Raw genomic sequence first — 13,573 nt, forward strand, 5'->3', positions numbered from 1 at the left:
GTTACTTGTTCTCCTCGGTACGGGGGGTGCTGGGGGTGGCGGAGTCGTTGCCGCCCAGGAGCAGGTAGAGGACCGCCATCCGGACGGAGACGCCGTTGGCGACCTGCTCGACGACCGTGCAGCGGTCGGAGTCGGCGACCTCGGCGGTGATCTCCATGCCGCGGACCATGGGGCCGGGGTGCATGACGATGGCGTGCTCGGGCATCTTGCCCATCCGGTGGCCGTCGAGCCCGTACCGGCGCGAGTACTCCCGCTCGGTGGGGAAGAAGGCGTCGTTCATCCGTTCGCGCTGCACACGCAGCATCATGACCGCGTCGGACTTCGGCAGCACCCGGTCGAGGCCGTAGGAGACCTCGCAGGGCCAGGTCTCGACGCCGACGGGGAGCAGGGTGGGCGGGGCCACCAGGGTGACCTCGGCGCCGAGGGTGTGCAGCAGGTCGACGTTGGAGCGGGCGACCCGGCTGTGCAGGACGTCGCCGACGAGGGTGATCCGCTTGCCCGCGAGGTCCTGGCCGAGTCCGGTGTCGCGGCCGACCAGGCGGCGGCGCATGGTGAAGGCGTCCAGCAGGGCCTGGGTGGGGTGCTGGTGGGTGCCGTCGCCCGCGTTCACGACGGGGGCGTCGATCCAGCCGGAGGTGGCGAGGCGGTAGGGGGCTCCGGAGGCGCCGTGCCGGATGACGACGGCGTCGACGCCCATGGCCTCCAGGGTCTGCGCGGTGTCCTTGAGGGACTCGCCCTTGGAGACGCTGGAGCCCTTGGCCGCGAAGTTGATGACGTCGGCGGAGAGGCGCTTCTCGGCGGCTTCGAAGGAGATCCGGGTGCGGGTGGAGTCCTCGAAGAAGAGGTTGCAGATGGTCCGGCCGCGCAGGGTGGGCAGCTTCTTGATGGGCCGGTCGGCCACCCGGGCCATCTCCTCGGCGGTGTCGAGGATCAGGACGGCGTCGTCGCGGGTGAGGTCGGCGGCCGAGATGAGGTGACGCATCATCGGTGTGTCGCTCCGTGGTGGGAGGTGTGAGGGCGTGCGGGGGCGCAGGGGGGTGCCCCGGCCCCGCAGGGGGAAGGCCGGTCGGGCTAGGCGGTGGGCCTGGTGCCGAGCAGGACGGTGTCGCGGCCGTCCTCCTCGGCGAGCTGGACCTTGACCGTCTCCCGCAATGACGTGGGGAGGTTCTTCCCGACGTAGTCGGCGCGGATCGGCAGCTCGCGGTGGCCGCGGTCGACGAGGACGGCGAGCTGGACCGCGCGGGGGCGGCCGATGTCGCCGAGGGCGTCGAGGGCGGCCCGGATGGTGCGGCCGGAGAAGAGGACGTCGTCGACGAGGACGACGAGGCGGCCGTCGATGCCGTCACCGGGGATCTCGGTGCGGCCGATGGCGCGGGCCGGCTTCATCCGGAGGTCGTCCCGGTACATGGTGATGTCGAGGGATCCGACCGGAATCTTGGTGCCGGTGATGGAGGCGAGCTTCTCGGCGAGCCTGCGGGCGAGGAAGACGCCACGGGTGGGGATGCCGAGGAGAACCACGTCGTCTGCGCCCTTGGCGCGCTCGACGATCTCGTGGGCGATGCGGGTCAGGACCCGCGCGATGTCCGGGGCCTCGAGGACGGGCCTGGGGTCGTCGCCGTGCTGCTGAGTGTCCATGTGAAACGGACCTCCTTCTCCGCCTCACGGGACGGCTCTTAAAGGACGTCGGATATGCGCCGTCAACGATACCAGGGGGCGGGCGCGGTCTCCCCTCGCCCCCGGGCGGCGCACCGGGCGCCGCCCCCGGCGGGGAACCGGTACGGACCTTTCGGCTTGACGGGAAAGAGTAACTCTGCGTAACCTCACAGTGAGTTACCAGCCGCGCGGCGCAGCCGCATGTCGTCACAGCGTCCGGGAGCGTTATGTCCAGCGAATACGCAAAGCAGCTCGGGGCCAAACTCCGCGCCATCCGCACCCAGCAGGGGCTCTCCCTCCACGGAGTGGAGGAGAAGTCGCAGGGCCGCTGGAAGGCCGTGGTCGTCGGGTCGTACGAGCGTGGCGACCGCGCGGTGACCGTGCAGCGCCTCGCCGAGCTGGCCGACTTCTACGGGGTGCCGGTGCAGGAACTGCTGCCGGGCACGACCCCGGGCGGGGCCGCCGAGCCGCCGCCGAAGCTGGTCCTCGACCTGGAGCGCCTGGCGCACGTCCCGCAGGAGAAGGCGGGCCCGCTCCAGCGCTACGCGGCGACGATCCAGTCGCAGCGCGGCGACTACAACGGCAAGGTGCTGTCGATCCGTCAGGACGACCTGCGCACCCTGGCCGTCATCTACGACCAGTCCCCCTCGGTCCTCACCGAGCAGCTGATCAGCTGGGGCGTGCTCGACGCGGACGCGCGCCGCGCGGTCGCCCACGAGGACAGCTGACCCCTGCCGGGGCACAGCAGAAACGTAACACCGGGCCCGTGGACGTCATCCGACGTCCACGGGCCCGGTGTTTTTCCGGGCTCCGACGGAAGCTTCCCGGGACGCCGAAGGGGCCCGCCGCACCTGAGTGCGGCGGGCCCCTTCGACTGCCGGTGTCGTCCGCCTGTCAGGCGTCCGCGTCCCGGCGCAGACGCGGCTTCAGGTCCTTGAAGCGCGCCAGCAGACCGTTGACGAAGGCCGGGGACTCGTCCGTGGAGAACTCCTTGGCGAGCTGCACCGCCTCGTCGATCGCGACGGCGTCCGGCGTCCCGTCCTCCCAGATCAGTTCGTACGCGCCGAGGCGCACGATGTTCCGGTCGGCGACGGGCATCCGGTCGAGGTCCCAGTCCACCGCGTAGGTGGCGATGAGCTCGTCGATCCGCACCACGTACGAGGCGTACCCCTCGACCAGCTGCATGGTGAAGTCGCTCACCGGCGGCTGGTGGACGTCGCCCCGCGAGAGCCTGACCTGGTCCGCGAGGACCTCCTGGACGGAGGTGCCCCGCTGGTCGGCCTCGAAGAGGATCTGGAAGGCGCGCTTGCGGGCCTTGCTCCGGGCGGCCACGGTTAGCTGTTCACCCGGCCGAGGTAGTCGCTGGTGCGGGTGTCGACCTTGACCTTCTCGCCGGTGGAGACGAAGAGCGGGACCTGGATCTCGTGGCCCGTCTCCAGGGTGGCCGGCTTGGTGCCGCCGGTGGAGCGGTCGCCCTGGACGCCCGGGTCGGTGTGCTGGATGACCAGCTCGACGGCGGCCGGGAGCTCGACGTAGAGCACCTCGCCCTCGTGCTGGGCCACCGAGGCGGTGAAGCCCTCGATCAGGAAGTTGGCCGCGTCGCCGACCGACTTGCGGTCGACCATCAGCTGGTCGTACGTCTGCATGTCCATGAAGACGAAGTAGTCGCCGTCCATGTACGAGAACTGCATGTCGCGGCGGTCGATGGTGGCCGTCTCGACCTTGGTACCGGCGTTGAACGTCTTGTCGACGACCTTGCCGGACAGCACGCTCTTGAGCTTGGTGCGCACGAAGGCCGGGCCCTTGCCGGGCTTGACGTGCTGGAACTCGACGACGGACCAGAGCTGGCCCCCGTCGAGCTTGAGCACCATGCCGTTCTTGAGGTCGTTCGTGGAAGCCACGGTTGCGAAATCTCCTGCACTGACGTGGGACCGTGGATACCTGCGCGCCCTACAGCGCGAGCAGCTCCTTGGTCGTGATGGTGAGTAGCTCGGGTCCGCCGTCCGCCTCCTGGCGCACGACGAGCGTGTCATCGATCCGGACTCCGCCCCGGCCCGGGAGGTGGACCCCCGGTTCGACGGTGACCGGCACACAAGCGTCCAGTTTACCCATGGCCGAGGGTGACAACTGCGGGTCCTCGTCGATTTCGAGCCCCACCCCGTGCCCGGTGAGGGGTACGGCGGCCTCCGCGTACCCCGCGGCGTCCAGGATCTGACGGGCCGCCCGGTCCACGTCCCGGTAGGCGGCGCCCGGCAGAAGGGACTCCCGTCCGGCCCGCTGAGCGGCGAAGACGAGCTCGTACAGCTCGATCTGCCAGTCGGCGGGGGCGGTGCCGATGACGAAGGTGCGACCGATCTCGCACCGGTAGCCCCGGTAGTCGGCGCCCAGGCCGACGGTGAGGAAATCGCCCTCCTCGACCCGGCGGTCGGTGGGCCGGTGGCCCCGGCGGCCGGAGTGCGGGCCGGTCGCCACCGAGGTGGGGAAGGCCGCTCCGTCGGCGCCGTGGTCCACGAGCCGCCGTTCCAGTTCCAGTGCGAGGTGGCGCTCGGTCCGCCCCACGAGGATCGACTCCAGGAGTTCGCCGAGTGCCTGGTCGGCGATCTCCGCGGCGATCCGGAGACAGCCGATCTCGTCCTCGTCCTTGACGATCCTCAGCTGCTCGACGGCGCAGGTGAGGTCCGCGAGGCGCAGTCCGGGCGCGACGGAGCCCATGGCCCGGTGCCGGGCCACGGTCAGGTGGTGCTCCTCCACGGCGAGGGCGTCGGCCCCGGCCCGGCGGGCCAGGTCGGCGGCGGCGACCGCCGGGTCTCCGCCGCCGACGGGCAGGACCTGTCTGCGGAGCAGTTCGTCCAGCCGCCCGTCGGCCGGTTCCGCACCGGGGGCGACGGGGCAGAGCAGGACGTCCCCGTCCGGTTCCGCCCCGACGAGGAGGACGGCGCCCGGGGGCGAGCCGCCCGCGAGGTACCGGACGTTGGCGGGGCGGGAGACCAGGGCCGCCGGGCTGCCGGCGGCCGCACAGCGGTCGCGCAGCCTCACCCGGCGGTCCGCATACACCTCGGACATGCTCCGAGCGTACGAGCCGGGCGCGACGGCGGCCTGTTGGGGACCGCCGACCGGGCCGCCCGCGCGGTCACCAGGCGGGCGGGCTGGCGATCGCTCGGGCGAGGACGTCGTCGAGGACCCGGGCGGTGGTCTCGACGTCGTACGCGGAGTTGTCGATGATCGGCAGGCCGGAGCCGTACCAGCCGGCCATCCGGCCGTGGATGGCGGCGACCTCCTCGTCGGAGAGGCGCCGGTTGCCGCTGCGCTCGGCGTTGCGCTCCAGGACGATCTCAAGGCCCGGCAGCAGCACCACGGGCAGCAGACCGGGGCCGACGTGCCGCTTCCAGCCGCCGAGACCGACGACGGGACGGTCGGGGAAGACGGCGTCGTCCACGATGCAGGAGATGCCGTTGGCGAGGAAGTTGCGCGCGGCGAAGCCGCAGGTGCGGCGGGCCAGGCGGTACTGCGCCTCGGAGTGCTCGTTCCAGCCGGACTGGGGGTCGGCGAAGCCGGAGCAGACCCACTCGCGGACGTCGTCGAGGCTGATGTGCGCGGTGGGCACCCGGCGGCTGCGCGCCCAGTGCCGGGCGACGGTCGTCTTGCCCGCCCCGGCGGGGCCGATGAGCAGCACGGCGAGGGTGGCGGCGCCGGTGCCCGGGACCTGCCCCCCGGCACCGGGGAGCGGAACGCCCACGGGCGGCAGCGGCACCTGCCCGGTGAACTCACCCCCCTGCGGAACCCCTGCGGACGGGGAGTGCGCCACCCCCGCGAGGTGCGGGGTCCCTGTGGAGTGCGGGGTCCCCGTGGAGTGCGCCGGGCCGCCCGGCTGTCGGGGGCGTCCGGGGCCTGAGGGCCCGCCGGTGGGCTGGGGGCCGCCGAGGTGCGAGGGGGCGGAGGGGTACGGGAGCGCGCCCGGGTACGGGGGGCCGCCGGGGTACGGAACGGGGCCCGGGTGCGACGCGGCGGCCGGGTGCGGGGGCCCGGCCGGGTACGGGGCGGCCCCGGGCGGCGGCCCTGCCGGGGCCTGGGGCCCGCCGGAGCGGGGGCCGAGGGAGTGGGGCGGGGCAGCCGGAGACTGAGCGAGGCCGGGGTGAGAGCCACCGGAGTGGGACGGCGCAGCCGGAGGCTGAGCGGGACCAGGACCTTGCGCCACGGCCGAAAGCGGAGAGCCCCCAGAGTGCTGCAGGGCAGCCGGAGACTGAGCGAGGCCGGGGTGAGAGCCACCAGAGTGGGATGGGACGGCCGGAGGCTGAGCCGGGCCCGAGTGGGGGCCACCGGAAGACGCCGGAGCGGCCGAGGGCTGAGCGGGACCAGGACCCTGCGCGACGGCCGGGAGCGGGGAGCCCCCGGAGTGCTGCGGGGCAGCCGAAGGCTGGGCGAGGCCGGGGTGAGAGCCACCGGAGTGGGACGGCGCAGCCGGAGGCTGAGCCGGGGCCGAGTGGGGGCCACCGGAGTGAGGCAGGGCAGCCGGGGGCTGGGCAGGACCCGGACCCTGCGCGACGGCCGAAAGCGGGGAGCCCCCAGAGTGCTGCGGGGCAGCCGGAGACTGAGCAGGGCCGGGGTAAGAGCCACCGGAGTGGGACGGCATGGCCGGAGGCTGAGCCGGGGCCGAGTTGGGCCCACCGGAAGACGCCGGAGCGGCCTGAGGCTGGGCAGCGCCGGGCCCCGGAGCGGCGGCCGGGTACTGGGGGCCGCCCGAGCCGGGCGGCCCGGCCGGGGGCTGCGCGAGGCCGGAGTGGGCGCCGCCCGGAGACGGCGGAGTGGCCGGAGGGTGGGGATGACCGGCGCGCGGACCGCCCGAGGGCCCAGGCATGGCCGGAGGCTGAGCGGCGCCGGAGTGGGGACCACCGGAGAACGCCGGAGCGGCCGGAGGCCGGGCACCGTCGGAGCCTGGTCCGGCGGACAGGCGCTGGTCCTCTCCGACGTGCGTCGGCGCGGCCGGACGCTGGGCGGGCGTGGAAGTCCGTGGGATGCCCGGGTGCGGAGGGACCGTCGGGGGCTGTGGTGCGGCTCCGGGCGCACCCCAGGCGGGCGGGGCCCCGTACGGCGGCACGGGCGCACCGGGGGGTGCGGTGGGCGCGACGGAGTGTGTGGTGGGCACGGCAGGGCCCGGCGAGGGGGCCGGGCCCTGGTGGAGCGCGCCCGGCGAGGGCGGCAGCGGCACGAAGGCCGGGTCCTGGTGGAGCGAGGACGGCGGCGGCGCGAAGGCCAGGTCCTGGTGGAGCGCGCCCGGCGAAGGCGGCGGCACGAAGGCCGGGTCCTGGTGGGGCGCGCCCGGCGGGGGCGGGGGCGCGTGCCCGGCGGGGGTGCCCGGCGCACCGCCTTCGTCGGGGGCGCTCCGGGCGTCTCCCGTCACGGGGGCGGTCGGCGGGCCCGATCGCTCGGGCGGTGGCAGCGGACCCCCCACTGCGTGCTGCATCCGGTCCCACTCCGTCTCGTACGCCTGATGTGTCCGATGCGCCGGAACGTCACCGCCCCCGGTCCCCCACCGGGAGAACGTCCGGAAGCGTTCCGGGGTGCCCCGTCCCACGGGGCACCCCGGAACGCTCTCAGCCGGTCAGTTCCTCGGCGAGCGCCCGCAGCGCCAGCCGGTAGGAGCCGATCCCGAACCCGGCGACCGTCCCGGACGCCACGGCCGCGACGACCGAGGTGTGCCGGAACTCCTCCCGGGAGTACGGGTTGGAGATGTGCACCTCGATGAGGGGGGCGGTCCGCTGCGCGGCAGCGTCCCTCATCCCGTACGAGTAGTGCGTGAACGCCCCGGGGTTGATCACCACCGGGATCGAGGCGTCCGCCGCCTCGTGGAGCCAGCGGATCATCTCGCCCTCGTCGTTCGTCTCCCGCACGTCGACGTCGAAGCCGAGCTCCGCGCCGAGCGTCCGGCAGGTCTCCACGAGCCCCCGGTAGGAGGTGGCGCCGTAGATGTCGGGCTCGCGGGAGCCCAGCCGCCCGAGGTTGGGGCCGTTGAGCACCAGGACCGGGCGCGGCCCGCTCACGCGGACACCTCGCCGTAGGCCGCGACCAGCACCGCCGGGTCGGGGCCCTCCAGGACGGTGGGCCTGCCGATCCCGTCCAGCACGATGAAGCGCAGCAGGTCGCCCCGGGACTTCTTGTCCACCCGCATGGTCTCCAGGAGCTTGGGCCACTGGTCGCCCCGATAGGTGAGCGGCAGCCCGACGGACTCCAGGATCGCGCGGTGCCGGTCGGCGGTGGCGTCGTCGAGGCGTCCGGCGAGACGGCCCAGCTCGGCGGCGAAGACCATGCCGACGGAGACGGCGGCGCCGTGCCGCCACTTGTACCGCTCGTTCTTCTCGATGGCGTGGGCGAGGGTGTGGCCGTAGTTGAGGATCTCCCGGCGGCCGGACTCCTTGAGGTCGCCGGAGACGACCTCCGCCTTCACCCGGATCGAGCGGACGAGCAGCTCGGCGGTGTGCGGACCGGCCGGGGTGCGGGCGCCCTCCGGGTCGGCCTCGACGAGGTCGAGGATCACCGGGTCGACGATGAAACCGGCCTTGATGATCTCCGCGAGCCCGCTGACGTAGTCGTGCACCGGCAGCGAGTCGAGGGCGGCGAGGTCGCAGAGGACCCCGGCGGGCGGGTGGAAGGCTCCGACGAGGTTCTTGCCCTCGGCGGTGTTGATGCCGGTCTTGCCGCCCACGGCCGCGTCGACCATGGCGAGGACCGTGGTGGGCACGGCGATCCAGCGCACGCCCCGCAGCCAGGTCGCGGCGACGAAACCGGCCAGGTCGGTGGTGGCGCCGCCGCCGACCCCGACGATGACGTCGCTGCGGGTGAAGCCGGTCTGGCCCAGCGCCTTCCAGCAGTAGGCGGCGACCTCGGCGGTCTTCGCCTCCTCGGCGTTCGGCACCTGGATGGCGACCGCCTCGTAGCCCTGCTCGGCGAGGTCGGCGCGGAGCGCCTCGCCGGTTCCGGCGAGCGCCTCCGGGTGGATCACGGCGACCCGCTTGGCCTGGGTGCCGATGAGCGCGGGCAGTTCGCCCAGCAGCTGACGGCCGACGAGCACCTCGTACGGATCGGTGCCCGCGCTGCCCTCGACCTGGATGCGGGTCACTTCCTGCTCCGTCGTCATGCGTCCTTCTTCAGATCCAGTGCCGCGAGGACCGCGTCCGCGACCTCTTCGGGGGTGCGGTCGTCGGTGCTGACGACGACCCGGGCGACTTCGGTGTACAGATGGCGGCGCGCCTCCATCAGCTCGCGCCACTGGCGGCGCGGGTTGACGGCGAGCAGCGGTCGCGCGGTGTTGAGCCCGACCCGCCGGACCGCCTCGTCGACGTCCATCGAGAGGTACGCGACGGGGCGCCCGGCGAGCAGGGCGCGGGTCCCCGCGTCGAGGACCGCGCCGCCGCCGAGGGCGAGGACGCCCTCGTGCCCGGCGACGGCCGAGGCGACCGCGTCCCGCTCCAGGGCGCGGAAGTGCTCCTCGCCGTCCTCGACGAAGATGTCGGAGATCTCTCGTCCCTCGGCGGCGACGATGTCGGCGTCGGTGTCCCGGTAGGGCGCGCCGAGCCGTTCGGCCAGGAGCGCGCCCACCGTGGACTTGCCGGAGCCCATCGGCCCGACGAGGACGACCAGGGGTCCGGCCGTCACCGGATGTGCAGGTTGTCGAGGTACGACCGCACGTTGCGGCGCGTCTCGGGGACGCTGTCGCCGCCGAACTTCTCGACGACGGCGTCCGCGAGGACCAGGGCGACCATGGCCTCGGCGACGATGCCCGCGGCGGGGACCGCGCAGACGTCGGAGCGCTGGTGGTGGGCCTGGGCGACCTCGCCGGTGACGACGTCCACGGTGGCGAGGGCGCGCGGCACGGTCGCGATGGGCTTCATCGCGGCGCGGACGCGGAGCAGCTCGCCGGTGGTCAGACCGCCCTCGGTGCCGCCGGAGCGGCCGGAGGCGCGCCGGAGGCCGTCCTCGGTGCGGACGATCTCGTCGTGGGCCTGGGAGCCGGGCACGCGGGCCAGCTCGAAGCCGTCGCCGACCTCGACGCCCTTGATGGCCTGGATGCCCATGAGGGCGGCGGCGAGGCGGGCGTCGAGACGCCGGTCCCAGTGGACGTGCGAACCGAGGCCGACGGGCACGCCGTACGCGAGGACCTCGACGACTCCGCCGAGGGTGTCGCCGTCCTTGTGGGCCTGGTCGATCTCGGCGACCATCTTCTTCGACGCGTCGGCGTCGAGGCAGCGGACCGGGTCGGCGTCGAGCTTCTCGACGTCGGCGGGGGCCGGGTAGACGCCGTACGGCGCCTTGGCGGCGGCCAGTTCGACGACGTGGGAGACGATCTCGATGCCCGCGGCCTCCTTGATGAAGGAGCGGGCGACGGCGCCGAGGGCGACCCGGGCGGCGGTCTCACGGGCGCTGGCGCGTTCCAGGATCGGCCGGGCCTCGTCGAAGCCGTACTTCTGCATCCCCGCGAGGTCGGCGTGGCCGGGGCGGGGGCGGGTCAGGGGGGCGTTGCGGCCCGTCTCCTTGAGCTCCGCGGGGTCGACCGGGTCGGCCGACATGACCTTCTCCCACTTGGGCCACTCGGTGTTGCCGATCATGACGGCGATCGGGGAACCGAGGGAGAGACCGTGGCGGACGCCGCCGAGGAAGGTGATCTCGTCCTGCTCGAACTTCATCCGGGCACCGCGCCCGTAACCGAGGCGTCGCCGCGCCAGGTGGTCCGCCACCAGTTCGGTGGTGACCGGGACACCGGCGGGAAGGCCCTCGAGTGTCGCGACCAGCGCGGGTCCGTGAGATTCCCCGGCGGTCAGCCAACGCAACCTGCTCAACGATGCTCCTCATGCTCGCGACGGGGTGCTGAGACGGCGCGACCGGGTGCGTGGCCCTGGCCCGCCGCCCCCGATCCTCCCATGTCCTGAGGGTGAAACGGTCATCCGGTCCACTTGTCGGACTTCGCCCCTTCTCCGCCCCCGGGCCGGAAAGGCCGGGGAGGACACGGAGGAGGTGGCACCCCTGACACAGGAGATCCCGGCACAGGAGATCCCGGCACAGGAGATCCCGGCACAGGAGATCCCGGCGGGTCCCCACCAAGGGCGGGACCCGCCGGGCACGGTCTAGCGGGCCGCCAGGGCCCGTTCGCCCGCGGCGCGCATCGCCGCCAGTGGCGCGCGGGGCACGCCCGTCATCTGTTCCACCTGGAGCACCGCCTGGTGGACGAGGAGGTCGAGGCCCCCGACGACCTTGCCGCCGTGCTCGGACCAGGTGGCCGCGAGGGCGGTCGGCCAGGGGTCGTACAGCACGTCGAACAGGGTGCCGACCCGGTCCGGCACGGCGGTCGCGAGGGCGTTGGTGGTACCGGCGGGGGTGGTCGCGATCACCAGCGGCGCGTCGAACGCCCGCGCCGCGTCGTCCCAGGCGGCGGTCCGCACGTCCACGCCGAGCCGTTCGCCCCAGCCGCGCATCTCCTCGGCGCGCGCCTCGCTGCGCACGTACGCGGTCACCGGTCCGGCGCAGATCCGGGCGAGCGCGGCGAGCGCGGAGGAGGCGGTGGCTCCGGCACCGAGGACCGCCGCGGCCTCCACCTTCTCGACGCCCCGCTCGCGCAGGGCCGCGATCATGCCGGGGATGTCGGTGTTGTCGCCCGTCCTGCGGCCGTCCTCGTGGAGGACGACGGTGTTGACCGCCTCCACGGCGGCGGCCGTGTCGCTGACCTCGTCGAGCAGCGGGATGACGGCCCGCTTGAGCGGCATGGTCAGCGACAGCCCGGCCCAGCCCTCGCCGAGCGCGCCGAAGAAGCCGGGCAGCGCCGCCTCGTCCACCTCGAACCGCTCGTACGACCAGTCGTCGAGGCCCAGTTCGGCGTACGCGGCCCGGTGCAGGACCGGGGAGAGGGAGTGGGCGATGGGCGACCCCAGGACCGCCGCCCGGTGTGCCGCCGCCATCAGTTCTTCCTCGACTCGTTGAACTTCTCGACGAGCTTGTCGTGCTCCGCGAGCGTCTTGGTGAACTCGGAGGTCTTGCCGTCGAGCGAGATGAAGTAGTACCAGCCGTCCTTCGTCGGGTTGAGCACGCCTTCCAGCGCCTCCAGGCCGGGGTTGTCGATCGGGCCGGGGGGCAGGCCCTTGACGTAATAGGTGTTGTACGGGTGGTCGAGCCTTCGCAGCTCGGGGATGGTGAGGTCGATCTTGCTCTGGTTCTTCAGGTAGTTGTACGTGGAGTCGAACTCCAGCGCGCCGTAGGTCTGCGGGTTGTTCCGCTTGAGGCGGTTGTAGATGACCTCGGCCATCTTCCGGTAGTCCTCGTGCGAGGTGCCCTCCGCCTGGACGAGGCTGGCCATGGTGAGCAGCTGCCAGGGCCCCTCGACACCGAGGGAGTCGGCCTTGGACTCCAGGCCGAGCTTGAGGTACTCGGCGTTCGCCCGGTTGACCATCTTGCGGAGCACGTCCTCGGGCTTGGTGCCCTTGGCCACCGGGTAGCTGGCCGGGAAGAGGAAGCCCTCCAGGGGGTCCTTGAGGTTCTTGTGGTTCTTCGCCCACGCCGGCAGTCCGAGATCGCCGGCCTTGTTCTTGGCGACGTCCATGGTGGTGCCCGCTTCGAGGCCGAGCCTCTTGTCGATCTCGCCGTAGACCCAGATGTTCCGGCGGCCCTCGGGGATGATGAAGTTGGTCTGGCTCGCCGGGGTCAGCATGAGCGCGACCGCCGCCTCCGCCGACATGCCCTTCTTGAGGGTGTAGACGCCGTCCTGGATGGAGAGCCCCTTGGGGTGCTTCGTCTGCGCGGCGACGAAGGCGTCGACGCTCTTGACGACGCCCTCCCTCTTGAGGATGTTGCCGATCGCGGAGCCGAGCGCCCCCTTCGGGATCTCGACCTGGACCTCTCCCGTGCCGTTGCCGACGTAGTCGGGCACCGCGCCGAACTCGCCCTGCCAGAACTGGTAGCCGAAGTAGGCGACGCCACCGGCACCGCCCGCGAGGACGACGGCGACGACCAGACAGGCCACGCCGTTCTTGCCCTTGCGCTTCTTCGTCTTGCTCCGGCGCTCGCGATCACCGCCGCGGGAGCCCCGGCCGCGCCCGGGCTCCTCCTCGTGCTCGTCCTCCGACGCTCCGTCCTCACCGGTGAAGAAGGGGTGCTCCTCCTTCTCCTCCCCCGCCTCCGGGCGCTCCTCTTCCTCCGGCGCCCAGTCGATCACCGGCTCCGGCGGGTTCTGTCTGCGGCCGGGCGGCTGGGGCGGCGGATAGGCCTCGGGCGTGCCGTAGAGGTCGGGGTTCTGGCCCCCGTAGGGGTCGGCCGGGGGGGTGCCGTAGGCCATCGCCGCCTGGCCGCTCTCCCAGTTGCCGTCGTACTGCTGTCCGGGGTTCCCGGGCGTGTCGTAACCGCCCGGGTATCCGGTCGCGTACTGCTGCGCCTGCTGCTGCTCGTACGCCTGCTGGTACTGCTGCTGGTCATGGAGCTGCTGCGGCTGCTGGGACTGGTCATGAAGCTGCTGCGGCTGGGCCTGTTGATGCTGCGGGACCTGCTGCTGGTACTGCGGATCGGCGTAACCCTGCTGCTGGTACTGCTGCCCCTGCTGCTGGTACGGATCGGCCTCGTAGCCCTGACCGGGATGACCGGGATGACCGCCCTGGCCGGGGTGACCGCCCTGGCCGTACGCGGGGTCGTAGCCGTGACCGGTCTGATCGACCTGACCGGTCTGCCCGTACTGGTTCGCCTGCTGCGGCTGCGGGTACTGCTGCTGGCCCTCCCACCCCTGGTCCCCGTAGAGCGGGTCCCCTGGGTTCCACGGTTCGGAGCCCGAGCTCCGGCCATACTCAGTCATCGATCCCCAAACACAGCCGCGAGGCTTCCGGACGATCCGCCTCTACGTAGTGCGGCACCTGTTCGAAAACCGCCGCATCGCGCGGAACGTTACCGTATC

Annotated in this window: 13 protein-coding genes; 1 reads left to right on the forward strand and 12 read right to left on the reverse strand. The window is 72.9% G+C overall.

The features are described from left to right. Position 1: 1 nt before the first annotated feature. On the reverse strand, positions 2-985 hold the full coding sequence (locus ACFXGN_RS15870) for an aspartate carbamoyltransferase catalytic subunit (RefSeq protein ID WP_384858826.1): 984 nt from the start codon (positions 983-985) through the stop codon (positions 2-4). Between the two features lie 86 nt (positions 986-1,071). After that, on the reverse strand, positions 1,072-1,635 hold the full coding sequence (gene pyrR, locus ACFXGN_RS15875) for a bifunctional pyr operon transcriptional regulator/uracil phosphoribosyltransferase PyrR (RefSeq protein ID WP_384858828.1): 564 nt from the start codon (positions 1,633-1,635) through the stop codon (positions 1,072-1,074). 245 nt (positions 1,636-1,880) lie between these two features. On the opposite strand from pyrR, the gene bldD reads away from it, so the two are divergent. Continuing rightward, complete coding sequence (bldD, locus tag ACFXGN_RS15880; RefSeq protein ID WP_030214967.1) at positions 1,881-2,381, forward strand: transcriptional regulator BldD; 501 nt, start codon at positions 1,881-1,883, stop codon at positions 2,379-2,381. A gap of 166 nt (positions 2,382-2,547) precedes the next feature. On the opposite strand, the gene nusB is transcribed toward bldD, so the two are convergent. From nusB to mltG, 10 genes are all read right to left on the reverse strand, one after another. After that, a complete protein-coding gene (gene nusB / locus ACFXGN_RS15885) occupies positions 2,548-2,985 on the reverse strand; it encodes a transcription antitermination factor NusB (RefSeq protein WP_384858831.1) in 438 nt (145 codons plus the stop codon). Between the two features lie 2 nt (positions 2,986-2,987). Then, a complete protein-coding gene (gene efp / locus ACFXGN_RS15890; RefSeq protein ID WP_351787561.1) occupies positions 2,988-3,554 on the reverse strand; it encodes an elongation factor P in 567 nt (188 codons plus the stop codon). A gap of 49 nt (positions 3,555-3,603) precedes the next feature. Next, the gene (locus ACFXGN_RS15895; RefSeq protein ID WP_384858834.1) at positions 3,604-4,716 is read right to left on the reverse strand and encodes an aminopeptidase P family protein; all 1,113 of its coding nucleotides are present in this window, start codon (positions 4,714-4,716) and stop codon (positions 3,604-3,606) included. A 67-nt stretch (positions 4,717-4,783) separates the two neighbouring features. Further along, positions 4,784-5,848, reverse strand: coding sequence for an AAA family ATPase (locus ACFXGN_RS15900; protein WP_384858837.1), 1,065 nt, complete (start codon positions 5,846-5,848; stop codon positions 4,784-4,786). A gap of 1,396 nt (positions 5,849-7,244) precedes the next feature. Then, a complete protein-coding gene (gene aroQ / locus ACFXGN_RS15905; RefSeq protein WP_366442487.1) occupies positions 7,245-7,691 on the reverse strand; it encodes a type II 3-dehydroquinate dehydratase in 447 nt (148 codons plus the stop codon). Next, positions 7,688-8,785 carry a 3-dehydroquinate synthase gene (gene aroB / locus ACFXGN_RS15910; RefSeq protein ID WP_384858840.1) on the reverse strand — a complete coding sequence of 366 codons (1,098 nt, stop codon included), beginning with the start codon at positions 8,783-8,785 and terminating at the stop codon, positions 7,688-7,690. Before aroB ends, aroQ begins: the two co-directional genes overlap by 4 nt. Continuing rightward, a complete protein-coding gene (locus tag ACFXGN_RS15915) occupies positions 8,782-9,303 on the reverse strand; it encodes a shikimate kinase (RefSeq protein WP_384858843.1) in 522 nt (173 codons plus the stop codon). Before ACFXGN_RS15915 ends, aroB begins: the two co-directional genes overlap by 4 nt. Continuing rightward, positions 9,300-10,484: a chorismate synthase gene (gene aroC, locus ACFXGN_RS15920; protein WP_384858846.1), complete on the reverse strand. Its 1,185-nt coding sequence runs from the start codon at positions 10,482-10,484 to the stop codon at positions 9,300-9,302. The genes ACFXGN_RS15915 and aroC overlap by 4 nt, the downstream gene beginning before the upstream one ends. A gap of 285 nt (positions 10,485-10,769) precedes the next feature. After that, positions 10,770-11,597 carry a shikimate dehydrogenase gene (locus ACFXGN_RS15925; protein ID WP_384858849.1) on the reverse strand — a complete coding sequence of 276 codons (828 nt, stop codon included), beginning with the start codon at positions 11,595-11,597 and terminating at the stop codon, positions 10,770-10,772. After that, on the reverse strand, positions 11,597-13,474 hold the full coding sequence (gene mltG / locus ACFXGN_RS15930) for an endolytic transglycosylase MltG (RefSeq protein ID WP_384858852.1): 1,878 nt from the start codon (positions 13,472-13,474) through the stop codon (positions 11,597-11,599). Before mltG ends, ACFXGN_RS15925 begins: the two co-directional genes overlap by 1 nt. Positions 13,475-13,573: the final 99 nt, after the last annotated feature.

It is taken from the genome of Streptomyces sp. NPDC059247 (assembly GCF_042754005.1).
In the GTDB taxonomy this organism is placed as follows: Bacteria; Actinomycetota; Actinomycetes; order Streptomycetales; family Streptomycetaceae; genus Streptomyces.